Origin of the sequence: Streptomyces pallidus (ex Mingjun et al. 2026) (genome assembly GCF_051550185.1) — a bacterium.
GTDB lineage: Bacteria > Actinomycetota > Actinomycetes > Streptomycetales > Streptomycetaceae > Streptomyces.
Genome location: NZ_CP196181.1, coordinates 3,638,337 through 3,660,547 on the forward strand (window position 1 = coordinate 3,638,337; position 22,211 = coordinate 3,660,547).

At 72.6% G+C, this 22,211-nt stretch carries 20 protein-coding genes; 10 read left to right on the forward strand and 10 right to left on the reverse strand.

Annotated elements, in window-relative coordinates:
• Window positions 1-420: 420 nt before the first annotated feature.
• Entirely contained in the window at window positions 421-1,242 is an 822-nt protein-coding gene (locus tag ACSHWO_RS15860; protein WP_438312556.1) for an oxidoreductase, read from the reverse strand.
• A gap of 109 nt (window positions 1,243-1,351) precedes the next feature.
• Here ACSHWO_RS15860 and ACSHWO_RS15865 point away from each other — a divergent pair, with 109 nt between their 5' ends.
• Window positions 1,352-2,395: an ATP-binding protein gene (locus ACSHWO_RS15865; RefSeq protein ID WP_438312558.1), complete on the forward strand. Its 1,044-nt coding sequence runs from the start codon at window positions 1,352-1,354 to the stop codon at window positions 2,393-2,395.
• On the opposite strand, the gene ACSHWO_RS15870 is transcribed toward ACSHWO_RS15865, so the two are convergent.
• Complete coding sequence (locus ACSHWO_RS15870; RefSeq protein WP_438312560.1) at window positions 2,337-3,641, reverse strand: hypothetical protein; 1,305 nt, start codon at window positions 3,639-3,641, stop codon at window positions 2,337-2,339. The genes ACSHWO_RS15865 and ACSHWO_RS15870 overlap by 59 nt on opposite strands.
• 265 nt (window positions 3,642-3,906) lie before the next feature.
• Between ACSHWO_RS15870 and ACSHWO_RS15875 the strand changes: the two genes are divergently transcribed.
• The 5 genes from ACSHWO_RS15875 to ACSHWO_RS15895 all read left to right on the forward strand — a co-directional run bounded on the left by ACSHWO_RS15875 (window position 3,907) and on the right by ACSHWO_RS15895 (window position 11,639).
• Window positions 3,907-6,306: a SulP family inorganic anion transporter gene (locus ACSHWO_RS15875; RefSeq protein WP_438312563.1), complete on the forward strand. Its 2,400-nt coding sequence runs from the start codon at window positions 3,907-3,909 to the stop codon at window positions 6,304-6,306.
• A gap of 209 nt (window positions 6,307-6,515) precedes the next feature.
• Window positions 6,516-8,471, forward strand: coding sequence for an acetate--CoA ligase (acs, locus tag ACSHWO_RS15880; RefSeq protein WP_438312565.1), 1,956 nt, complete (start codon window positions 6,516-6,518; stop codon window positions 8,469-8,471).
• Between the two features lie 216 nt (window positions 8,472-8,687).
• On the forward strand, window positions 8,688-10,166 hold the full coding sequence (nhaA, locus tag ACSHWO_RS15885) for a Na+/H+ antiporter NhaA (protein WP_438312567.1): 1,479 nt from the start codon (window positions 8,688-8,690) through the stop codon (window positions 10,164-10,166).
• A 61-nt stretch (window positions 10,167-10,227) separates the two neighbouring features.
• Window positions 10,228-10,686: a phage holin family protein gene (locus tag ACSHWO_RS15890; RefSeq protein ID WP_361102079.1), complete on the forward strand. Its 459-nt coding sequence runs from the start codon at window positions 10,228-10,230 to the stop codon at window positions 10,684-10,686.
• A complete protein-coding gene (locus ACSHWO_RS15895; RefSeq protein WP_438312569.1) occupies window positions 10,683-11,639 on the forward strand; it encodes an alpha/beta fold hydrolase in 957 nt (318 codons plus the stop codon). Before ACSHWO_RS15890 ends, ACSHWO_RS15895 begins: the two co-directional genes overlap by 4 nt.
• A gap of 404 nt (window positions 11,640-12,043) precedes the next feature.
• Here the strand turns inward: ACSHWO_RS15895 and ACSHWO_RS15900 are convergent, their stop codons facing one another.
• The 3 genes from ACSHWO_RS15900 to nth form a co-directional block, all read right to left on the reverse strand.
• Window positions 12,044-13,246, reverse strand: a complete 1,203-nt coding sequence (locus tag ACSHWO_RS15900; protein WP_385849878.1) for a MarP family serine protease — start codon at window positions 13,244-13,246, stop codon at window positions 12,044-12,046.
• 13 nt (window positions 13,247-13,259) lie between these two features.
• The gene (locus tag ACSHWO_RS15905; protein WP_438312572.1) at window positions 13,260-14,051 is read right to left on the reverse strand and encodes an NUDIX hydrolase; all 792 of its coding nucleotides are present in this window, start codon (window positions 14,049-14,051) and stop codon (window positions 13,260-13,262) included.
• Between the two features lie 152 nt (window positions 14,052-14,203).
• Entirely contained in the window at window positions 14,204-14,962 is a 759-nt protein-coding gene (gene nth, locus ACSHWO_RS15910; RefSeq protein ID WP_438312574.1) for an endonuclease III, read from the reverse strand.
• Between the two features lie 362 nt (window positions 14,963-15,324).
• Between nth and ACSHWO_RS15915 the strand changes: the two genes are divergently transcribed.
• The gene (locus ACSHWO_RS15915; protein ID WP_010473292.1) at window positions 15,325-15,999 is read left to right on the forward strand and encodes a Crp/Fnr family transcriptional regulator; all 675 of its coding nucleotides are present in this window, start codon (window positions 15,325-15,327) and stop codon (window positions 15,997-15,999) included.
• Between the two features lie 165 nt (window positions 16,000-16,164).
• Complete coding sequence (locus ACSHWO_RS15920) at window positions 16,165-16,965, forward strand: nucleotidyltransferase domain-containing protein (protein ID WP_438312576.1); 801 nt, start codon at window positions 16,165-16,167, stop codon at window positions 16,963-16,965.
• Window positions 16,966-17,011: 46 nt separating this feature from the next.
• On the opposite strand, the gene ACSHWO_RS15925 is transcribed toward ACSHWO_RS15920, so the two are convergent.
• From ACSHWO_RS15925 to ACSHWO_RS15945, 5 genes are all read right to left on the reverse strand, one after another.
• Window positions 17,012-17,317 (reverse strand): hypothetical protein, encoded by a 306-nt coding sequence (locus ACSHWO_RS15925; RefSeq protein WP_438312579.1) that lies wholly within the window; start codon window positions 17,315-17,317, stop codon window positions 17,012-17,014.
• Window positions 17,314-18,159 carry an MBL fold metallo-hydrolase gene (locus ACSHWO_RS15930; protein ID WP_385849874.1) on the reverse strand — a complete coding sequence of 282 codons (846 nt, stop codon included), beginning with the start codon at window positions 18,157-18,159 and terminating at the stop codon, window positions 17,314-17,316. The genes ACSHWO_RS15925 and ACSHWO_RS15930 overlap by 4 nt, the downstream gene beginning before the upstream one ends.
• Window positions 18,156-19,067: an NUDIX hydrolase gene (locus ACSHWO_RS15935; protein WP_361102060.1), complete on the reverse strand. Its 912-nt coding sequence runs from the start codon at window positions 19,065-19,067 to the stop codon at window positions 18,156-18,158. Before ACSHWO_RS15935 ends, ACSHWO_RS15930 begins: the two co-directional genes overlap by 4 nt.
• A gap of 135 nt (window positions 19,068-19,202) precedes the next feature.
• Entirely contained in the window at window positions 19,203-19,676 is a 474-nt protein-coding gene (locus ACSHWO_RS15940) for a RidA family protein (RefSeq protein WP_438312581.1), read from the reverse strand.
• Window positions 19,673-19,834, reverse strand: a complete 162-nt coding sequence (locus ACSHWO_RS15945) for a DUF4177 domain-containing protein (protein WP_007264966.1) — start codon at window positions 19,832-19,834, stop codon at window positions 19,673-19,675. Before ACSHWO_RS15945 ends, ACSHWO_RS15940 begins: the two co-directional genes overlap by 4 nt.
• Before the next feature lie 127 nt (window positions 19,835-19,961).
• Between ACSHWO_RS15945 and ACSHWO_RS15950 the strand changes: the two genes are divergently transcribed.
• Window positions 19,962-20,942 (forward strand): ArsA family ATPase, encoded by a 981-nt coding sequence (locus tag ACSHWO_RS15950; protein ID WP_438312584.1) that lies wholly within the window; start codon window positions 19,962-19,964, stop codon window positions 20,940-20,942.
• The gene (locus ACSHWO_RS15955; protein ID WP_385849871.1) at window positions 20,939-22,204 is read left to right on the forward strand and encodes an ArsA family ATPase; all 1,266 of its coding nucleotides are present in this window, start codon (window positions 20,939-20,941) and stop codon (window positions 22,202-22,204) included. Before ACSHWO_RS15950 ends, ACSHWO_RS15955 begins: the two co-directional genes overlap by 4 nt.
• Window positions 22,205-22,211 lie beyond the last annotated feature (7 nt).

Below are 22,211 nucleotides of genomic sequence, written 5' to 3' on the forward strand. Positions count from 1 at the left end.
GCCCCCGAGCCGACCCCCGCGGTCGGCCCGGGGCCCCGACCTGCACCGACGTCGCATGTCCGGTTCGCCCGCGATCATCCCGGAAAGTAAAAAAAGCAGTCAGGGGTTCCGCTTGTCAGCGAAGCGGAGTACAAAGGAGTCACGGCCCGCGAGACCGAAGAACATCCGAGAGGATCATCTTTAAGAACGCAGCAGAGGCCCCACGGACCGATTGCAGGAACGCCGAGCACCCACGCGACGTCGACCCGTCGATTACGGGCCAGCCGCACCAGGTAACCGGGCAAAGACCCCGACCTGATGGGCACATATCGAGGACGCTTGGTAACTGGGCGCGAATGCCAGCGGCGACACCACAGCAGGACGGTGTCGCCGCAACCCCGTGTTCGGGCCGGTAACGGCGCGTACGGACGCGCCGGGCCCTTACGCCGCGCCGCGCTGCAGGGCCTCGCAGACCGCCGTCGTCTCGCGGGCACCCAGCTCCACGGCCCGCCCGCAGTGCGCGATCCACCGCGCCATGCCCTCCGGGGTCCCGGACATGTAGCCCTCGAAGGCCGCCAGGTAGGCATCCCGCCCCAGCTCCGCGTGACCGACCTCGGTCGGGCAGACCGCCTTCGGGTCGAGACCGCTGTTGATCAGCACGATGCGCTCGGCCGTCCGCGCGACCAGCCCGTTGTACGAGGCGAACGGGCGCAGCGCCAGCAGTTCCCCGTGCACCACCGCCGACAGCACCAGCGCGGGGGCCGCGGTGCCCGCGAGGACCAGCCCCGACAGGCCGTCGAGCCGGCCGGCGACCTCGTCGGCGGACGGCAGCGGCAGCTCGACCAGGGGCTCGTCCACCGGCTCGCCGGCCAGCCGGGGCCGGCCCACCACGTCGCCGTCGGCCGTCGACCCGGAGGCGACCAGGTGCAGGCGGGCGAGCACACGAAGCGGCGACTGCCGCCAGATGCTCAGCAGCTGCCCGGCCTCGGCCGTGAGCCGCAGGGCGGCGCCGACGGTGCGCGCCTCCGGGTCCGCGCCGAAGTCGGTCCGGCGGCGCACCTCCTCCAGCGCCCAGTCCGCCCCGGACAGCGCCGCGCTCCCGCGGGACCCGCGCAGGGCGGCCTCGGAGGCGAGCTCCGCGCTGCGGCGGCGCATGATCCGGTGCCCGTAGACCCGGTCCACGGCCTTGCGTACGGAGTCCACGGTCTCGGCGACGCCCGGAAGGGAACCCAGGGCGGCCAGCGGGTCGGCAGCGCTACTCATAAGTAGGGAGCCTACGCACTCCGCGCCCATAGCACCGACCCCTCCTTGGAGTGGTCTTCTTCACTCGCCCACACCACCCAAAGCGATCGAGCAGCTACGCTTCGTGAACATGAAGATCGCTTTCGTGGGAAAGGGCGGCAGCGGTAAGACCACGCTGTCGTCCCTGTTCATCCGGCACCTCGCCGCGGCCGGGGCCCCGGTCGTCGCGGTGGACGCCGACATCAACCAGCACCTGGGCACGGCCCTCGGCCTCGACGAGGACCAGGCGGCCGCACTGCCGGCCCTCGGCGCGCACCTGCCGCTGATCAAGGAATACCTGCGGGGCTCCAACCCCCGGATCGCGTCGGCCGATTCGATGATCAAGACGACGCCGCCGGGTGCCGGCTCGCGCCTGCTGCGGGTGACCGAGGACAACCCGGTGTACGACGCCTGCGCGCGCCCGGTCGCCCTCGACGGGAGGCCCGTACGGTTGATGGCGACCGGGCCGTTCACCGAGTCGGACCTGGGCGTGGCCTGCTACCACTCCAAGGTCGGGGCGGTGGAGCTGTGCCTCAACCACCTGGTCGACGGGGCGGACGAGTACGTCGTCGTCGACATGACCGCCGGCTCGGACTCCTTCGCCTCGGGCATGTTCACCCGCTTCGACGTGACGTTCCTGGTCGCCGAGCCGACGCGCAAGGGCGTGTCCGTCTACCGCCAGTACAAGGAGTACGCCCGGGACTTCGGGATCGCGCTCAAGGTGGTCGGCAACAAGGTGCAGGGCGCGGACGACGTCGCGTTCCTGCGCGCCGAGGTGGGCGAGGACCTGCTGGTCACCATCGGCCAGTCGGACTGGGTGCGGGCCATGGAGAAGGGCCGCCCGCCCGCCTTCGCGGAGTTGGAGGCGGACAACCGGCGGGCCCTGCGGGTCCTGCGGGAGGCGGCCGACGGGTCGTACGCCCTGCGCGACTGGGAGCGGTACACGGCGCAGATGGTGCACTTCCACCTGCGGAACGCGGAGAGCTGGGGCAACGCGAAGACCGGGGTCGACCTGGCGGCCCAGGTCGACCCCGGATTCGTCCTGCGGGAGGAGGCCGGCGGTGCGGCGGAAGCGCTCAGCGCGCGTCCGCATCCGCCGCAGCCGGCGCCGCGTCCGGCTCCGCAGCCGGCTTGACCCCGGCGGGGGCGGTCGGCTTGGCCGACGGCCCCGCCGTCAGGAACGCCGTCCAGCCCTCCTTCGGCGCTTCGCCGACGTCGAGGGTGCGCAGCCGCTCCAGGACCTTCGGGTCCTGCGCGTCCAACCAGTCGGCGAGCTCGCGGAAGGGCACGCAGCGGACTTCCGGGCGGGTGCAGGTGGTCTTGATGGTCTCCTCGACGGCGCGCATGTAGGTGCCGCCGTTCCACGACTCGAAGTGGTTGCCGATGATCAGCGGGGCGCGGTTGCCGGCGTAGGCCCGCTCGAAGGCCTGGAGCAGGCCGTCGCGCATCTGGTTGCCCCAGTAGGCGTGCTGCGCGGGGTCGCCCTGCGTGGTCGTCCCGGACTGGTTGACCATGTAGTTGTAGTCCATGCTCAGGGTGTCGAAGGCGCGGCCGGGCAGCGGAACGAGCTGGAGTGGCAGGTCCCACAGGCCGTCGGTCTTCTTCGGCCAGATCTGCTTGCCGATGCCGCTGGAGTCGTAGCGGAAACCGCCCATCTCCTTGGCCGCGAGCATGAAGTTCTTCTGACCCTCCAGGCAGGGCGTGCGGGCGCCGATGAGCTCCTTGTCGTAGTCGAAGGGGAGCGCCTCCATGTCCTTCGCGCCCGTGTTGGTCTTCCAGTTCTTGACGAAGGACTTGGCCTGGTTGATCTCGCTCTTCCACTCCTCGACGGACCAGGTGCCGACGCCGCCGTCGGGTCCGCAGAAGTGGCCGTTGAAGTGGGTGCCGATCTCGTTGCCCTCCAGCCATGCGGCGCGGAGCTGCACGGTGGTGTCCTTGATGTTCTGGAGGTCGCCGAAGCCGATGTCGGAGCGGCCGGACCCGTGCTGCGGGGCGGTGTAGAGGGAACGTTTCTCCTCGGGGAGCAGGTAGAGGCCGCTGAGGAAGTACGTCATCCGCGCGTTGTACTTCCTGCCGACCTGACGGAAGTGGGAGAACAGCCTCTGGCCGTCCTCGCCCGCCCCGTCCCAGGAGAACACCACGAACTGCGGCGGCTTCTCGCCCGGCTTCAGCCTGCGCACCTTCCGCACGTTCGGCTGCGGGCCGGTGTACGCGGTCGAGCCGTCGCCGATAGCCCGGTTCACGCTGCCGGGGGCCTGCGGGGCGGCGGCGCCCTTCTTCACCTGGGGGCGGGCGGATTCCGAACCGCTGCAGCCGGCGGCGCCCAGGACCAGGACCATGGCGGCCAGGCCGCCGGCGGTCTTCTTCGTGGCGGCGATCATCCGCCCACCTCTCCTCCAGTTGGACCGAGGGACTTCGCTTCCGCGCGCAACGTCCCACGTGGCCCGCCCCGGAGGCGACATGACAAGCCGTACAAAATGCTTAATCACCCGTGGGTGGGATTCTCTAGGCCATTTGCCCGTATTACCTTCCACAGGCCTTTACTCTCCATTACCTTTCGTTTACTGAGTGTTGATAATTCCGGCAGTTCTCCACCGATCCCCGCCACTTCCCGCCGCTTCATCCCTCACAGAGGAGACGGGACCCGTGACAGCCACCTTCCCCAAGCGCCCCACCGACGAGCTCGGCGACCCGCCCGACACGAAGCCCCGAACCGACTTCGCGGCGGACCTCTCCGCCTCCCTCACCGTGTTCCTGATCGCCCTGCCGCTCTCCCTCGGCATCGCACTGGCCACCGGCGCCCCGCTCCAGGCCGGCCTGGTGGCCGCGGCCGCCGGCGGCATCGTCGCCGGACGCCTGGGCGGCGCGCCGCTCCAGGTGAGCGGTCCCGCCGCCGGACTCACCGTGGTCACCGCGGAGCTGATCCAGCGCTACGGCTGGCGCACCACCTGCGCCATCACCGTCCTCGCGGGCTGCTGCCAGCTCGCACTCGCCGCCCTGCGCACCGCCCGCTCCGCGCTGATGGTGAGCCCCGCCATCGTCCACGGCATGCTGGCCGGCATCGGGGTCACGATCGCCCTGGCCCAACTGCACATCGTCCTCGGCGGTACGCCGCAGAGCTCGGCCGTGGCCAACGTCGCGGGTCTGCCCGGCCAGTTGGCCGACATCCACCCCACCGCGCTCGGCGTCAGCGTGCTGACCCTGGTCGTCCTGCTCGGCTGGCCGCGGCTGCCGGGGCGGGTGGGCCGGGGCCTGCGCAAGGTGCCGGCCGCGCTCGCCGCCGTCGGCACGGCCACCGCCTGCGCGGCACTGGCCGGGCTCAGCCTGCCGCGGGTGGACCTGCCGTCCTGGAGCAGCCACGCCCTGCCCGAGCTGCCCGAGGGTCCGGTGCTCGGACTCGTCGCCGCCGTCCTGACGATCACCCTGGTCGGCAGTGTGGAGTCCCTGCTGTCCGCGGTCGCCACGGACAAGCTGATCGCCTCCGAGCGGCGGGCGGCCGACCGGCCCCCGCGCGCCCACCTCGACCGGGAGCTGCGCGGCCAGGGCGCGGCGAACATCGTCTCCGGGGCCTGCGGCGGGCTGCCGATCACCGGTGTGGCCGTGCGCAGCGTGGCCAACGTCAAGTCCGGGGCGACCAGTCGGAAATCGGCCATGTTGCACGGCCTGTGGGTGGTGCTCGCGGCCGCGCTGCTGGTTCCGGTCCTCGACCTGATCCCGCTGGCGGCGCTGGCCGCGCTCGTCATGGCGGTGGGCGTGCAGATGGTCAACATCACCCATATGCGCAACGTCACCCGGCACCGGGAGTTCCTGGTCTACGCGGCCACGGTCGTGGTCGTGGTGCTCGGCGGCGTCCTGGAGGGCGTCGCCATCGGGATCGCCGTGGCCGTGGCCCTGGCCCTGCACCGGCTGACCCGCACCCGCATCACGGTGGAGGAGCTGGACGGCGAGCACCGCGTATGGGTGCGCGGGCAGTTGACGTTCCTCGCGGTGCCGCGGCTGAGCCGGACGCTGAACCAGATCCCGCACCGGGGGCACGTGGTCATCGAGCTGGACGGTTCGTTCATGGACCACGCGGCGTACGAGACCCTCCAGGACTGGCAGGACTCCCACCTGGCGCACGGCGGTTCCCTGGAGGTGACGGGCCGCCCGGCGGAGGAGGCCCACGGCGCCGCGGCCCTGGGCGCCGACGGCCAGGACGGGGGCGACCCGGGCGCCGAAGGGAAGGACCCCGGCCGGCAGGATCCCGACGGCCCGGACGCCGTCGCGCCCCGCACCCGCCGAGAACTCGGCACCCAGCGGGACGGCCACCACTGCTGCCGACCCTGGACCCCGTGGAAGAACCACTGCGACCACCGGACGCCGGCCCCGCGCACCCGCGGCGCCAACCGGCTGGCCAGCGGCATCACCGCCTTCCAGCGGGATACCGCCCCGCACGTCCGCGACGAGCTCGCCCGGCTGGCCCGGGAAGGGCAGCGGCCCTCGCAGCTGTTCCTGACCTGTGCGGACTCCCGCCTCGTGACGAGCATGATCACGGCCAGCGGTCCCGGCGACCTGTTCACCGTCCGCAACGTGGGCAACCTGGTCCCCCTGCCGGGCGCCGAGACCTCGGACGACTCGGTGGCGGCGGCCATCGAGTACGCGGTGGACGTGCTGCGGGTGGACAGCATCACGGTGTGCGGGCACTCCGGATGCGGCGCCATGCAGGCCCTGCTCGCCTCGGACCCGGGCGATCCGGTGACCCCGCTGGGCCGGTGGCTGCGGCACGGCCTGCCCAGCCTGCGGCGGATGCACAGCCCCCACCACGCATGGGCACGGATCTCGGGCCGGCTCCCCGCGGACGCCGTCGAACAGTTGTGCCTGACCAATGTGGTGCAGCAACTGGAGCACCTGCGGGCACACGAATCGGTGGCGCGGCGGCTCGCCGAGGGCACGCTGGAGCTGCACGGCATGTACTTCCACGTGGGCGAGGCCCAGGCGTACCTGCTGTCGGAGGGAGAGGATTTTTTCGACTGCCGGGTTTTTGACACTGTCGGCCAACACGCCTGAATCCACAGCCGCCTGACCCGATACCCTCCCGTATCCGTGCCACCGGTCGGCCCCTTTCCGCATCATGCAGCGGGAAGGGGCCGCTCGCGCGCGTGGGCCCGGCGTGCTATAGGTCTAAACCAATTCTGGGCCACCCCTTGTCACCTGGGCGTCCGACTGATGAGCTATGCCCCGGGGACACAACGGACACCCTGGGAAAGGGAGATGTCGTGAGCAACGAGAGCCTGGCCAATCTGCTCAAGGAGGAGCGGCGGTTCGCACCGCCCGCCGATCTGGCCGCCGCCGCGAACGTGACGACTGCGGCGTACGCGCAGGCCGAGGCGGACCGGCTGGGTTTCTGGGCCGAGCAGGCCCGTCGCCTGTCCTGGGCGGTGGAGCCGACCGAGACCCTGGACTGGACCAACCCGCCCTTCGCGAAGTGGTTCGCGGACGGCACGCTGAACGTCGCCTACAACTGCGTGGACCGGCACGTCGAGGCCGGCCACGGCGACCGGGTCGCGATCCACTTCGAGGGCGAGCCGGGCGACAGCCGCGCGATCACCTACGCCGAGCTCAAGGACGAGGTCTCACGCGCCGCGAACGCCCTGACCGAGCTCGGTATCGGCGCCGGCGACCGCGTCGCGGTCTACCTGCCGATGATCCCCGAGGCGGTCGTGGCGATGCTCGCCTGCGCCCGGATCGGCGCCGCCCACTCGGTGGTCTTCGGCGGCTTCTCCGCCGACGCCGTCGCCTCCCGCATCCAGGACGCCGACGCCAAACTGGTCATCACCGCCGACGGCGGCTACCGCCGCGGCAAGCCCTCCGCGCTCAAGCCCGCCATCGACGAGGCCGTCACCAGGTGCCCGCAGGTCGAACACGTCCTCGTCGTGCGCCGCACCGGCCAGGACACCGCGTTCACCCCCGGCCGCGACCTGTGGTGGGACGAGACCGTCGGCCGCCAGTCCACCCAGCACACCCCGCAGGCCTTCCACGCCGAACACCCCCTGTTCATCCTCTACACCTCCGGCACCACCGGAAAGCCCAAGGGCATCCTGCACACCTCCGGCGGCTACCTCACCCAGGCCGCCTACACCCACCACGCCGTCTTCGACCTCAAGCCGGAGTCGGACGTCTACTGGTGCACCGCCGACATCGGCTGGGTCACCGGCCACTCCTACATCGTCTACGGCCCCCTCGCCAACGGCGCCACCCAGGTCATGTACGAGGGCACCCCCGACACCCCCCACCAGGGCCGCTTCTGGGAGATCGTCCAGAAGTACCGCGTCACCATCCTCTACACCGCCCCCACCGCCATCCGCACCTTCATGAAGTGGGGCGACGACATCCCCGCCAAGTTCGACCTGTCGAGCCTGCGCGTGCTGGGCTCGGTCGGCGAACCCATCAACCCCGAAGCCTGGATCTGGTACCGCAAGCACATCGGCGGCGACCGCTGCCCGATCGTGGACACCTGGTGGCAGACCGAGACCGGCACCATGATGATCTCCCCGCTGCCCGGCGTCACCGAGACCAAGCCCGGCTCCGCCCAACGCGCCCTGCCCGGCATCGGCGCCACCGTCGTCGACGACGACGGCCACGAGGTCCCCCACGGCGCAGGCGGCTACCTCGTCCTCACCGAGCCCTGGCCCTCCATGCTCCGCACCATCTGGGGCGACGACCAGCGCTACCTCGACACCTACTGGTCCCGCTTCGAAGGCCGCTACTTCGCCGGCGACGGCGCCAAGAAGGACGACGACGGCGACATCTGGCTCCTGGGCCGCGTCGACGACGTCATGCTCGTCTCCGGCCACAACATCTCCACCACCGAGGTCGAGTCCGCCCTCGTCTCCCACCCCGCGGTCGCCGAAGCCGCCGTCGTGGGCGCCGCCGACGAAACCACCGGCCAGGCCATCGTCGCCTTCGTCATCCTGCGCGGCACCGCCAACGAAGACGCCGACCTCGTCGCCGACCTGCGCAACCACGTCGGCGCCACCCTCGGCCCCATCGCCAAGCCCAAGCGCGTCCTGCCCGTCGCGGAACTCCCCAAGACCCGCTCCGGCAAGATCATGCGCCGCCTCCTGCGCGACGTCGCCGAGAACCGCGAACTCGGCGACGTCACCACCCTCACCGACTCCTCCGTCATGGACCTCATCCAGAGCAAGCTGCCCACGGCCGGCAGCGAGGACTGAGTCCGGGCCGGGCACGTCCCCGACGGGATCCGGGCCGGGAAGGGGCATCCAGCGCGATGCGCCGGATGCCCCTTTCGCGCATAAGGTGATGATCATCCGGTTCGTTCCTGCGTACTCCTGTACGGTGAGGGAAACGTAAAGAACGCAGGTGCGCCGGGAAGTCTGGTCGGCAGCGAATTCCGCCATGCCGTCCCACCACTCCGGAGGTGTCCCCTCGTGGCCGCGCCCCGCTCCCCCGACCGCCGCAGCCGCACGTTCCTCGGCCTTCTCTCCCTGCCCGAACGGCGCTTCGTGGCCGACGCGCTGCGCACCGAGACGGTCGGCGGCGTCCTGCTCCTCGTCGCCGCGGTGGCCGCCCTGCTGTGGGCCAACATCCCCGCCTTCGGCGACAGCTACGAGGCCGCCCGTTCCTTCCACATCGGTCCAGCCGCCCTCGGCCTGGACCTGTCGCTCCAGCACTGGGCGGCCGACGGCCTGCTCGCGATCTTCTTCTTCGTCGCCGGCATCGAGCTCAAGCGCGAGCTCGTCGCCGGTGACCTGCGCGACCCCAAGGCGGCCGCGCTCCCGGTGATCGCCGCGGTCTGCGGCATGGCCGCGCCCGCGGTGGTCTACGTACTCGTCAACACCGTCGGCGGCGGATCGGCGGACGGCTGGGCGGTCCCCACCGCCACCGACATCGCCTTCGCCCTCGCCGTCCTCGCGGTCATCGGCACCTCGCTGCCGTCGGCCCTGCGCGCCTTCCTGCTCACCCTCGCCGTCGTCGACGACCTCTTCGCGATCCTGATCATCGCGGTCTTCTTCACCAGCAAGATCAGCTTCCCGCAGCTCGGCGGAGCGTTCCTCGGACTGGTCCTGTTCTGGTTCCTGCTGCGCAAGGGCGTGCGCGGCTGGTACGTGTACGTCCCGCTCGCCCTGGTCATCTGGGGCCTGATGTACAACAGCGGCGTCCACGCGACCATCGCCGGCGTCGCCATGGGCCTGATGCTGCGCTGCACGCGCCACGAGGGCGAGGAGCACTCCCCCGGCGAGCACATCGAGCACCTGGTCCGCCCCCTCTCGGCCGGCCTCGCCGTCCCGCTCTTCGCTCTGTTCTCCGCCGGCGTCGCCCTCTCCGGCGGCGCCATCGGGCAGGTCTTCACCCGGCCCGAGCCCCTCGGCGTCGTCCTCGGCCTGGTCGTCGGCAAGACCGTGGGCATCTTCGGCGGCACCTGGCTGGCCGCCCGCTTCACCCGGGCCGAGCTGAACAGAGACCTCGCCTGGCCCGACGTGCTCGCCGTGGCCTCTCTCGCCGGCATCGGCTTCACCGTCTCCCTGCTGATCGACGAGCTCGCGTTCGCCGAGGACCCGGTCCTCATGGACGAGGTCAAGGCCGCCGTGCTGATCGGCTCCTTCACGGCCGCCACGGTCGCCTGCGTCCTGCTCAAGCTGCGGGACCGCACGTACCGGGCGCTGACCGAGGCCGAGGAACGCGACGAGGACCTCGACGGAATCCCGGACATCTACGAGGAGCACACCCCGGACTACCACCTGCGGATGGCGCGGATCCACGAGGAGAAGGCCGCCGCGCACCGCCTCAGGGCCGCCCAAGCCGCTGCCGAATCCGCTGCCGGAGCCCCTGGGGAGACGGCCGCGCCGGCCGCCGCGCCGGCCGAAGGGGCGGCCGGGTCCAGCGCCGGCGACGACCGTCCGGCATGATCTGAACTGACGCAGTGACCGACGGGGGACAGCCGCCGGCCGACGACAGAGGGAGAGAGCGATGAGCGCAGTGGACCAAGGGGCGCAAGGAGCCGAGCGCACACTCGGCCAGCTGGTCGCCTCGGCCACCGCCGAGATGTCCGCCCTGGTGCACGACGAGATCGCCCTCGCCAAGGCGGAGCTCCGCGAGGACGTCCGGCGCGGGGCCGCCGGCGGCATCGCCATCTCCATCGCAGGAGTGTTCGCCCTCTTCTCCCTGCCGGTGCTGAGCTTCGCCGCGGCCTACGGGATCCACAACCTCGGGCTCGGCCTCGCCTGGTCCTTCCTGATCGTCGGTGTGGCGTTCCTGCTGCTCGCGGGCCTGCTCTCGCTCATCGCCACGTCCAAGTTCAAGAAGGTCAAGCCGCCGGAGCGGAGCATCGCCTCCGTCAGGGAGACCGCGGCCGTCCTCCAGACCGTCAAGCCGCACCCGCGGCCGGTGAGTGACCAGGCTGTGGGTGTGGCACGCTCGTCCTCATGACAGCGACCGCACCGGACCCCAGCACTCCGCCCACCACCGCGACGGCGGTGCGCCTCGACGGCCCCTGGACGCACCGGGACGTCGCGGCCAACGGGGCCCGGTTCCACGTCGCCGAACTCGGCGACGGGCCGCTGGTGCTGCTGCTCCACGGCTTCCCGCAGTTCTGGTGGACCTGGCGGCACCAGCTGACCGCGCTCGCCGAGGCCGGGTACCGCGCCGTCGCGATGGACCTGCGCGGGGTGGGCGGCAGCGACCGCACCCCGCGCGGCTACGACCCCGCCAACCTGGCGCTCGACGTCACGGGCGTCATCCGGTCCCTCGGCGAGCCGGACGCCGCCCTCGTGGGGCACGACCTGGGCGGCTACCTCGCCTGGACGGCGGCCGTGATGCGACCCAAGCTGGTCCGCCGGCTCGTCGTCTCCTCCATGCCGCACCCGCGGCGCTGGCGCTCGGCCATGCTGTCGGACGTCGGACAGGCCAGGGCGAGCTCCCATATCTGGGGCTTCCAGCGGCCGTTCATCCCCGAGCGGCAGCTCGTCGCGGACGACGGCGCCCTCGTCGGGAAGCTCATCCGGGACTGGTCCGGGCCGCGGCTCCAGGAGGACTCGGCCGAGGAGGACCTCGCCGTGTACCGGCGGGCGATGTGCATCCCGTCCACCGCGCACTGCTCGATCGAGCCGTACCGCTGGATGATGCGTTCCATGGCCCGGCCGGACGGACTCCAGTTCAACCGGCGCATGAAGATGCCGGTGCGGGTGCCGACCCTGCACCTGCACGGCTCGCTCGACGCCGTGATGCGCACGCGCAGCGCGGCCGGCTCCGGCGAGTACGTAGAAGCCCCTTACCGCTGGAGGCTGTTCGACGGGCTCGGGCACTTCCCGCACGAGGAGGACCCGGTCGCGTTCTCGACCGAGCTGGTGAACTGGCTCAAGGACCCGGAACCGGACCGCTGACCTCCGGCGCCCACGCCCCCTGCGGCGACGGGCACCTGACGGCTCGTCGGCCATATCGTCCTACGGTCCTTCAATTGCCCGGCGCATAGGCCAATTGGCCGCGCCGGACGGGGTTACCGACCTTGGCACCCGGGCACAGCTCGTTGTATGGGCTGGACGCACGACCACGGTGACACCACACACGACCGCCGCCCGGCAGTGACGCCGGGTGGGCACGGGAGGACCGGCCGCGAGGGCCGCGACCCCCACCTCGGGATTCCGCGCATCCTGCGCCGCCGGGCCCGCTGGGTGTCGGCGCGCCTGCGCCATCCGCGGACGTAGCCGGGGCGGCGCCGCCGTCGCCCCGGGCCGTACGGGCGGGGGCGTCACCCACCCGTGCGGGGTCACTCACCCGGCGGTACGGCTCACAGGGCGCAGGCCTGGCTGTCGACCCGCCGTTCGGCGGCCCTCCCGATCCGGATGTCGTCGCGGACCTCGTCCGCCGTCAGCGCGTAACCGGTGTTCGGGTCGTCGAGGGACTTCGCGAAGACGACCCCGTACACCTTGCCGTCGGAGGTCAGCAGCGGGCCGCCGGAGTTGCCCTGGCGGACGGTCGCGAACAGCGAGTACACGTCGCGGCGGACGGTGCCCCGGTGGTAGATGTCCGGGCCGTTGGCGTTGATCCGGCCGCGGACGCGCGCCGAGCGGACGTCGTACGCGCCGTTCTCGGGGAAGCCGGCGACGATCGCGTCGCTGCCGCTCACCGCGTTCTTGTCGGCCCACTCCAGCGGCGGGGCCTTCAGCTTGGGCACGTCGAGGACGGCGATGTCCCGCTCCCAGTCGTAGAGCACGACCTTCCCGTCGTACAGCTTGCCCTCGCCGCCGATCTGCACGGTCGGCTCCGTGACGCCGCCGACGACGTGCGCGTTGGTCATGACCTTGCCCGGGGCGAAGACGAAGCCGGTGCCCTCCAGCACCTTGCTGCAGCTGGGCGCCGTGCCGACGACCTTCACGATCGAGCGCTTGGCGGCCGCCGCGACGGGGCTCTGCGCGAGCGCCGGGTCGGGGGCCCTGACCTCGGTGATGGGCTCGTTGGAGAACGGGCTGAAGACCTGCGGGAAGCCGTTCTGGGCGAGGGTGGAGGTGAAGTCCGAGAACCAGGTGCCGGCCTGGTTGGGCAGCACCCGCGACACCCCCAGCAGCACCTTGGAGTTGCGGACCTCCTTGCCCAGCGTGGGCAGCGAGGTGCCGGCGAGCGCCGACCCGATGAGCCAGGCGACGAGCAGCATCGCGACGACGTTCACCAGGGCGCCACCGGTGGCGTCGAGGATCCGCGCGGGCGACCACGTGATGTGGCGGCGCAGGCGGTTGCCGAGGTGGGTGGTGAAGGCCTGCCCGATGGAGGCGCACACGATGACGACGACGACGGCGACCACCACGACCGTGGTGGACACGTTCGAGCCGTTGTCGGTCACCTTGTCCCAGACCAGCGGGAGGACGGACATGGCGATGAGGCCACCGCCCAGGAAGCCGATCACCGACAGGATGCCGACGACGAAACCCTGGCGGTAGCCGACGATCGCGAACCACACGGCAGCGACCAGCAACAGGATGTCCAGCACGTTCACGTGGGCCACCGTCTCATGCGCGCCAGTCGAGCGGGACCTGCCTGGAGCGGTCCCATGGGCGCTCCCAGCCGGCGAAGTGCAGCATCCGGTCGATCACTCCGGCGGTGAAACCCCAGACCAGGGCGTTGTTCACGGTGAATGCGGGGCCCAGGTGGCCACTGGGGTGGACGGCGGTGGCGCGGTTCTCGGGGTCCGTGAGATCCGCCACGGGCACGGTGAAGACGCGGGCGGTCTCGGCCGGGTCCACGGCGCCCACCGGGCTCGGCTCGCGCCACCAGCCCAGGACCGGGGTGACGACGAACTCGCTGACCGGGATGTAGAGGCGGGGCAGCACCCCGAAGAGCTGGACCCCGGCGGGGTCGAGCCCGGTCTCCTCCTCGGCCTCGCGCAGTGCGGCGTGCAGCGGGCCGGTGGTGTGCGGGTCGCCGTCCTCCGGGTCGAGGGCGCCGCCGGGGAAGGAGGGCTGGCCGGGGTGCGAACGCAGGCTCCCGGCCCGCTCCATGAGCAGCAGTTCGGGGCCGGCGGGGCCCTCGCCGAAGAGGATGAGCACCGCGGACTGGCGGCCCCGGCCGTCCTCGGGCGGCAGGAAGCGGCTCAGCTGGGTCGGGCGGACCGTCCGTACGGCCTCCACGACCGGGTCCAGCCAGCCGGGCAGGCCGTGGGTGATCAGGCGCAGGTCGCGGTGCCCGGCGGAGCCCTCCCCGGAACCCGGCCCGGAGTCCCGCCCCGGTCCCGGCCCGGAGTCCAGCGCCGAAGGCGCGGCCGCCCGGGCCACTCCGCTGTCGTCCCGCGTTCCGCGCGTCATAGGCACCCCTGCTCCCTGCCGTTGCTGTTGCCGGCACCGGCCCGACACCGTACCGACGCCGTACCGACACCGGGTCCCGACACCGGAACAACGTCGTCCCGGCCGGGATTGGTTCCACCGCGGGCCGCCCGCGTGGGCGGCCCGCGGGCCACTCAGACCGCCGCCGCGGCTCCGCCGAGCGGCTGGGCCGGAAGGCCCGGGTAGTCGGACGGCGGGTTCAGCCGCTGGCCGGGCTGACCGCCCTTCTCGTACTTCAGCAGCTTCTTCGCCTTCTCCGGGTCGGTCTCGCCCTCCCCGTACGCGGGGCAGAGCGGGGCGATCGGGCAGGCACCGCAGGCCGGCCGGCGGGCGTGGCAGATGCGGCGGCCGTGGAAGACGACCCGGTGCGAGAGCATCGTCCACTCGCTCTTCGGGAAGATCGCGCAGATCTCCGCCTCGACCTTCTCCGGGTCCTCCTGCTCGGTCCACTTCCAACGCCGCACCAGCCGCCCGAAGTGGGTGTCCACGGTGATCCCGGGAACCCCGAACGCGTTTCCGAGCACCACGTTGGCCGTCTTGCGGCCGACGCCCGGCAGGGTCACCAGGTCCTCCAGGCGGCCCGGGACCTCCCCGCCGAAGTCGTCCCGCAGGGCCTGCGAGAGGCCGAGGAGGGCCCTGGACTTGGCCCGGAAGAACCCGGTCGGCCGGATGATCTCCTCCAGTTCCTCGGGTGCCGCAGCGGCCATGTCCTCAGGGGTCGGGTACGCGGCGAAGAGGGCCGGCGTCGTCTGGTTGACCCGCAGGTCGGTCGTCTGGGCGGACAGGACGGTCGCGACGAGCAGCTCGAAGGGGTTCCGGAAGTCGAGTTCGGGGTGGGCGTACGGGTAGACCTCAGCCAGCTCTCGGTTGATCCTGCGGGCGCGGCGCACCATGGCCAGACGGGATTCCGTTTTCTTGGCCGAAGCTTTGCCCGAGGGCTTCGGCAGGGCCTTCTCGGGCTTCCGGGACCGCCCGGACGCCTCCTCGGGGGCTTGTTCGCCCACAGCTGAATCGGCCGCGCGCGTCACTCGCGCGGACCCCTTGGCCTGTGCTCTCACCGGCTTATTGGACACCCGGCCAGCCTAAGCCCGGCCGCCCGAACCCGCCCGGACCTCAGGTAACACCACCCCGATTGGCCTCTCGCCGCACAGCATGCCCGTACGTCCGGCATCCTTGTGATTGATCGCACTGTTTGAGGCGTCCGGCAAAATGGGGAACACGGTCCCCTGAGCTGGTCGACATAGGAGAGAGACTCGTGGACGACGTTCTGCGGCGCGCCCCGCTCTTCGCGGCGCTCGATGACGAGCAGGCCGCGGAGCTCCGCGCCTCCATGAGCGAGGTGACTCTCGCGCGCGGTGACGCCCTGTTCCACGAGGGCGACCCCGGTGACCGGCTGTACGTCGTGACCGAGGGCAAGGTCAAGTTGCACCGGACCTCCCCCGACGGCCGCGAGAACATGCTGGCCGTCCTCGGCCCCGGCGAGCTGATCGGCGAGCTCTCGCTGTTCGACCCGGGCCCGCGCACCGCCACCGCCACCGCCCTCACCGAGGTCAAGCTCCTCGGCCTGGGCCACGGCGACCTCCAGCCCTGGCTGAACGCCCGGCCCGAGGTGGCCAGCGCCCTGCTGCGCGCGGTGGCCCGCCGCCTGCGCAAGACCAACGACCAGATGTCCGACCTGGTCTTCTCCGATGTCCCGGGCCGCGTGGCCCGCGCCCTCCTGGACCTGTCCCGCCGCTTCGGCGTGCAGTCGGAGGAGGGCATCCACGTCGTGCACGACCTGACGCAGGAAGAGCTGGCCCAGCTCGTCGGCGCCTCCCGCGAGACCGTGAACAAGGCCCTGGCCGACTTCGCCGGCCGCGGCTGGCTCCGGCTGGAGGCCCGCGCGGTGATCCTGCTGGACGTGGAGCGGCTCGCCAAGCGCTCGCGCTGACGCCCGACAGCCGCTCCGTACGCGCCCGCGGTCCCGGGCCCGTACGTACGCATGCGCAGGCGCGGAAGGGGTCCTGCCCGGTGAGCCCGGGCGGGGCCCTTCGTGCTGCACCGGGGCCCCGCCCCCGCGCGCCCCGCGGCTGCGGCGCCCGGGCACAGTGGTGCCATGGAACCTCGGGGAGTGGACGCGGACGGGTACTTCGAGCGGGAGGGGTCGCCGGACCGGGTTCAGGAGGCGTTCGCACCGGTCGTCGCCGCCGCACGGACCCTGATCGCCGAGGCGTACGGGTCCCGGCTGCACAGCGCCTACCTGTACGGGTCGGTGCCGCGCGGCACCGCCCGCCCGGGCCGCTCCGACCTCGACCTGCTGCTCGCCCTGCACCACGAGCCCGCGGACGAGGACCGGGAGACCGCAGCGGTGCTGGCGCGGACCCTGGACGGGGAGTTCCCGCAGATCGACGGGGCCGGCGTGCTGCTGTACGGCCGGGACCGGCTGCTGAGCGCGCAGGAGCGGTACGACATGGGCTGGTTCCTGGCCTGCCTGTGCACCCCGCTGCTCGGCCCCGATCTGGCCGAGCAGCTGCCCCGCTACCGTCCGGACACGACGCTGGCCCGCGAGACCAACGGCGATCTGGCCGCCCTCCTGCCCCGCTGGCGGGCCCGGCTCGACGGGGCGGCGACGCCCGAGGACGTACGGCGGCTCAGCCGCGGATTCGCCCGGCACCTGGTGCGCACCGGGCTGATGCTCGTCATGCCGCGCTGGGGCGGCTGGACCAGCGATCTCACCGAGTCCGCGGAGGTCTTCGGGCGGTACTACCCGCAGCGCGCGGCGCAGATGCGGGCCGCGGCCGCGGTGGCGCTGGAGCCGGTCTCCGACCCGGCCGTGCCGCGCGCGTTCGTCGAGGAGCTCGGGCCGTGGCTCGCGCGGGAGTACGCGGCCCGGCTGGGCACGAAGACGCCGCGCTGAGCCGGTGCCGGGACCGCCCGGGGTGGTGCCGGGGCCGCCGCGGGTCTCAGCCGCGGGCCGGCAGGGCTGCCGCCAGGGCGTCGACGGCGTGCTTGGCCTCGGCCAGGCCCGCCCCGGTGGCGGCCCGGTAGGCCTTGATCGCCTCGATCGTGCGGCCCTCGCGCAGCAGCGCCCGTACCGCGTCCAGGCCGGCCGGCTCCGGCTCCTCGATGCCCAGGTGGTCCAGGAGCAGGCCCAGGCGCCGCTCCGCCCGTTCCGCCCTGCGCTCCAGCGTCTTCGTGCGCAGGGTCACCGTGGAGGCGGTCCACGCGGCGCAGGCGAGTACGGCGAGCAGCAGGATCAGCGTGTTCATTCGGGCCCCCCGGGGATCAGTCCGTGATCTTGAAGGTACTCCAGCTGGGCTCGCACGGACCATTCGGCGGCGGGCCACAGCGAGCGGTCGACGTCCGCGTACACGCGGGCCACGACCTCCCCGGGGGTGCTGTAGCCGTTCTCGACGGCCGTCTCGACCTGCGCGAGCCGGTGCGCGCGGTGGGCGAGGTAGAACTCCACGGCGCCCTGGGCGTCGTCCAGCACCGGGCCGTGGCCGGGCAGGACCGTGTGCACGCCGTCGTCGACCGTGAGCGAGCGCAGCCGGCGCAGCGAGTCGAGGTAGTCGCCGAGGCGCCCGTCGGGGTGGGCCACGACGGTGGTGCCGCGGCCGAGGATCGTGTCGCCGGTCAGGACGGCCCGGTCGGCGGGCAGGTGGAAGCAGAGCGAGTCGGCGGTGTGCCCCGGGGTGGGGACGACGCGCATCTCCAGGCCGCCGGTGCGGATCACGTCGCCGGCGGACAGCCCCTCGTCGCCGAGGCGCAGGGCCGGGTCCAGGGCGCGGACCTTGGTGCCGGTGAGTTCGGCGAAGCGGCCGGCCCCCTCGGCGTGGTCGGGGTGGCCGTGCGTGAGGAGGGTCAGCGCGACGCGCTTGCCCGCCCGCTCGGCGGTCTCGACGACCGCCCTCAGGTGGGCCTCGTCGAGCGGGCCGGGGTCGATGACGACGGCGAGGTCGGAGCCGGGCTCGGAGACGAGCCAGGTGTTGGTGCCGTCGAGGGTCATGGGCGAGGCGTTCGGGGCCAGGACGTTCGTGGCGCGGGCGGTGGCCGGGCCGGAGGAGACCACTGCGCGCGGCTGTCCGGGCAGGGCTGCGGCGTCGGTCACGACCCACCTCCGAAGCTGACGCGCTTGGTGAACTCGTCGTGGCCGGGCCAGCTGAGCACCACCTCGCCGTTCTCCAGCGCGGCCTGCGCCAGTACGGGTTCCAGGTCCTGGCCGGTGGCCGCGGCGAGGGCGTCCTCGGCGCTGCGGTACGGCTCCAGGGAGCGCAGGGTGGAGATGGTGGGCGGCATCATCAGCAGTTCGCCCGCGTCGTAGCCGTCCGCGGCGTCAGCGGGGCGGATCCAGACGGTCCGGTCGGCCTCGGTGGAGGCGTTGCGGGTGCGCTGGCCCTCGGGGAGGGCGGCGACGAAGAACCAGGTGTCGTAGCGGCGCGGCTCGAACTCCGGGGTGATCCAGCGGGCCCACGCGCCGAGCAGGTCGGAGCGCAGCCGCAGGCCGCGGCGCTCCAGGAAGGCGGCGAAGGACAGCTCGCGGGCGACGAGGGCCTGCCGGTCGGCCTCCCAGTCCTCGCCGGTGGTGTCCCCGACGACGGTGTCGGCGCTCTCCCCCGCGAGGAGCACGCCCGCCTCCTCGAAGGTCTCGCGCACGGCCCCGCAGACGATGGCCTGGGCGGTACGGGCGTCGGTGCCCAGGCGGGCCGCCCAGTCGTCGAGGCCGGGTCCTGCCCAGCCGACGAGGCGGTCCTCGTCGCGCGGGTCGACGGCGCCGCCGGGGTAGGCGTACGCGCCGCCGGCGAAGGCCATGGAGGCGCGCCGGCGCAGCATGTGCACGACCGGGCCGGCCGCGGTGTCCTTCAGCAGCATCACGGTGGCGGCCCGTCTGGGCTCCACCGGCGTGAGGGAGCCGTCCGCGAGCGCGCGGATCCGGTCGGGCCACTCCGGCGGGTACCACTGCCCTCCGGCCGGGGTGGCTCCGTGTGTCTGCTGCTGTCCCTGCTCACCGTTGGGCATGCCGGGATGCTACGGCCATCCGGCCCGATGTTCGAGAGCCACCTGCCGGGGGAGGGCCCGCGCGCCGCCGGCGTGCGGGCCCTCCCCCGGCCCCGGGGCCGGTCGGGCCCCGAGGAGGTCGGGCGTCAGGGCCGGTCAGGCCTCGGGCAGCAGCTCGACCTGGATCTCGACCTCGACCGGGGCGTCCAGCGGGAGGACCGCCACGCCGACCGCGCTGCGGGCGTGGACGCCCTTGTCGCCGAGCACCTCGCCGAGGAGCTCGCTCGCGCCGTTGAGGACGGCCGGCTGCGCCGTGAAGTCGGGGGCCGATGCGACGAAGCCGACGACCTTCACGACGCGCGCGATCCGGTCGAGGTCGCCCGCGACGGACTTCACCGCGGCCAGCGCGTTCAGCGCGCAGATCCCGGCGAGCTCCTTGGCCTGCTCGGGCGAGACCTCGGCACCGACCTTGCCGGTCACCGGCAGGCTGCCCTTGACCATCGGGAGCTGGCCCGCGGTGAACACGTAGTTCCCCGAGCGGACGGCCGGCTGGTACGCGGCCAGCGGCGCGGCGACCTCGGGCAGGGTCAGGCCGAGCCCGGCCAGCTTCGCTTCGACGGCGCCGCTCATGCCTTCTCCCGCTTGAGGTAGGCCACGAGCTGCTCGGGGTTGTTCGGGCCGGGCACGACCTGGACGAGCTCCCAGCCGTCCTCGCCCCAGGTGTCCAGGATCTGCTTGGTCGCGTGGACCAGCAGCGGGACCGTCGCGTATTCGAACTTCTTGGTCATGGGGGCGAGCGTATCGCCTGTCGCCCCGGGGAAACGCCCGGCCGGAGCGCGGCGCCCGGCTCCCGGCTCCGGCCGGGGGGAGAGGGTCCTGCGCGCCGCGGGGGCCGAATGGTTAGGCTCAGAGGCTGTGAGCAGGCTCCAGGTGGTCAGCGGCAAGGGCGGAACCGGAAAGACCACGGTTGCCGCGGCACTCGCGCTCGCCCTCGCACGCGAGGGCCGGCGGACGCTTCTGGTGGAGGTCGAGGGCAGGCAGGGGATCGCACAGCTCTTCGGGACGGAGGAGCTCCCGTACGAGGAGCGCCGGATCGCCGTCGCTCCCGGCGGCGGGGAGGTGTTCGCGCTCGCCATCGACGCGGAGCGGGCGCTGCTGGACTACCTCCAGATGTTCTACAAGCTCGGGTCCGCCGGCCGCGCCCTGAAGAAGCTCGGGGCCATCGACTTCGCGACGACGATCGCGCCCGGCCTGCGGGACGTGCTGCTGACCGGCAAGGCGTGCGAGGCGGTGCGCCGCAAGGACAGGGCCGGCCGGTTCGTGTACGACCACGTCGTCATGGACGCGCCACCGACGGGGCGGATCACCCGCTTCCTGAACGTCAACGACGAGGTGGCGGGGCTGGCCCGGTTCGGGCCGATCCACAACCAGGCGCAAGCCGTGATGAACGTCCTCAAGTCCCCGGAGACGGCGGTCCACCTGGTCACGCTGCTGGAGGAGATGCCCGTCCAGGAGACCGCCGACGGGATCGCCGAACTGGTGGAGGCCGGCCTCCCGGTGGGGCGGGTCGTGGTCAACATGGTCCGGCCGCACCATCTGGACGAGGAGGCCCTGCGGGCCGCGGGCAACGAGCAGCGGGCCGCCGTGGCCCGGGCGTTGTCCCGGGCGGGCCTGGGCGGCGGCCAGCGCGGCGGGCAGGTGGAACGCCTGGTGGAGCCGCTGCTCGCGCAGGCCGCCGAGCACGCGAGCCGGGTGGAGCTGGAGCGCGCGCAGCGGGCCGTGCTGCGGGAGCTGGGGCTGCCGACGTACGAACTCCCGCTGCTCGGCGCGGGGATGGATCTGGCCGGGCTGTACGAGCTGGCCTCGGAGCTGCGGAAACAGGCGGGCGAGGAATGAGTGAGGCCGTGGGCACGTCGTCGTCGCCGGAGCTGTCCGTGGACCGGCTGCTGGACGACCGCGACACCCGGATCATCGTGTGCTGCGGCGCGGGCGGGGTCGGCAAGACCACGACCGCCGCGGCCCTGGGCCTGCGGGCGGCCGAGCGGGGCCGGAAGGTGGTCGTGCTGACCATCGACCCGGCGCGCCGGCTGGCCCAGTCGATGGGGATCGACTCCCTCGACAACACCCCGCGCCGGGTGTCCGGGGTGGCCGGCGACGGCGGTGAACTGCACGCCATGATGCTGGACATGAAGCGGACCTTCGACGAGATCGTCGAGGCGCACGCGGACCGGGAGCGGGCCGGGGCGATCCTGGCCAACCCCTTCTACCAGTCCCTGTCGGCCGGTTTCGCGGGCACGCAGGAGTACATGGCGATGGAGAAGCTGGGGCAGCTGCGGGCCCGCGACGACTGGGACCTGATCGTGGTGGACACCCCGCCGAGCCGGTCCGCGCTGGACTTCCTCGACGCGCCGAAGCGGCTCGGGTCGTTCCTGGACGGGAAGTTCATCCGGGTGCTGATGGCCCCGGCGAAGGTCGGCGGCCGGGCGGGGATGAAGTTCCTCAACGTCGGCATGTCGCTGATGACGGGCACGCTCAGCAAACTGATGGGGGCTTCGCTGCTGAAGGACGTGCAGACCTTCGTGGCGGCGATGGACACGATGTTCGGCGGCTTCCGCACCCGCGCGGACGCGACGTTCCGGCTGTTGCAGGCGCCGGGGACGGCCTTCCTGGTGGTGGCGGCCCCCGAGCCGGACGCCCTGCGCGAGGCCGCGTACTTCGTGGAGCGGCTGGCTGCGGAGCGGATGCCGCTGGCCGGGCTCGTCCTGAACCGGGTGCACGGCAGCGGTGCCGACGGACTGTCCGCCGAGCGGGCCCTGGCCGCCGCAGACAATCTTGAGCGGGCCGGCATTGTGGATCAGGAGGCCGGGAAAGCTGGACTTCGTGACTCGGCCGCAGACGGCGTACGCGTGGAGCCGGGCCCGGACGCGGGCTCGGACGCCGACGCGGACGCGGACGAGATCGCGGCGGGACTGCTTCGCCTGCACGCCGAGCGCATGCAGGTGATCGCGCGCGAGCAGCGCACGCGCGACCGGTTCACCTCACTGCACCCCGAGGTGGCGGTGACGGAGGTGGCCGCCCTGCCCGGCGATGTGCACGACCTCGCCGGGCTGCGGGCCATCGGAGAACGACTCGCGGCCGGGGTTCCGGCCGGAGCGTAGGCGACCG

What these genes read in the sequence shown, in the direction of transcription:
- ACSHWO_RS15895 (WP_438312569.1), top strand. Translation starts at nt 10,683, where the DNA reads ATGACAGCGACCGCACCGGACCCCAGCACTCCGCCCACCACCGCGACG.
- ACSHWO_RS15925 (WP_438312579.1), bottom strand. Translation starts at nt 17,317, where the DNA reads ATGAACACGCTGATCCTGCTGCTCGCCGTACTCGCCTGCGCCGCGTGG.
- ACSHWO_RS15935 (WP_361102060.1), bottom strand. Translation starts at nt 19,067, where the DNA reads ATGCCCAACGGTGAGCAGGGACAGCAGCAGACACACGGAGCCACCCCG.
- ACSHWO_RS15890 (WP_361102079.1), top strand. Translation starts at nt 10,228, where the DNA reads ATGAGCGCAGTGGACCAAGGGGCGCAAGGAGCCGAGCGCACACTCGGC.
- ACSHWO_RS15955 (WP_385849871.1), top strand. Translation starts at nt 20,939, where the DNA reads ATGAGTGAGGCCGTGGGCACGTCGTCGTCGCCGGAGCTGTCCGTGGAC.
- ACSHWO_RS15905 (WP_438312572.1), bottom strand. Translation starts at nt 14,051, where the DNA reads ATGACGCGCGGAACGCGGGACGACAGCGGAGTGGCCCGGGCGGCCGCG.
- ACSHWO_RS15945 (WP_007264966.1), bottom strand. Translation starts at nt 19,834, where the DNA reads ATGACCAAGAAGTTCGAATACGCGACGGTCCCGCTGCTGGTCCACGCG.
- ACSHWO_RS15860 (WP_438312556.1), bottom strand. Translation starts at nt 1,242, where the DNA reads ATGAGTAGCGCTGCCGACCCGCTGGCCGCCCTGGGTTCCCTTCCGGGC.
- ACSHWO_RS15870 (WP_438312560.1), bottom strand. Translation starts at nt 3,641, where the DNA reads ATGATCGCCGCCACGAAGAAGACCGCCGGCGGCCTGGCCGCCATGGTC.
- ACSHWO_RS15920 (WP_438312576.1), top strand. Translation starts at nt 16,165, where the DNA reads ATGGAACCTCGGGGAGTGGACGCGGACGGGTACTTCGAGCGGGAGGGG.
- ACSHWO_RS15940 (WP_438312581.1), bottom strand. Translation starts at nt 19,676, where the DNA reads ATGAGCGGCGCCGTCGAAGCGAAGCTGGCCGGGCTCGGCCTGACCCTG.
- ACSHWO_RS15865 (WP_438312558.1), top strand. Translation starts at nt 1,352, where the DNA reads ATGAAGATCGCTTTCGTGGGAAAGGGCGGCAGCGGTAAGACCACGCTG.
- nth (WP_438312574.1), bottom strand. Translation starts at nt 14,962, where the DNA reads ATGGTGCGCCGCGCCCGCAGGATCAACCGAGAGCTGGCTGAGGTCTAC.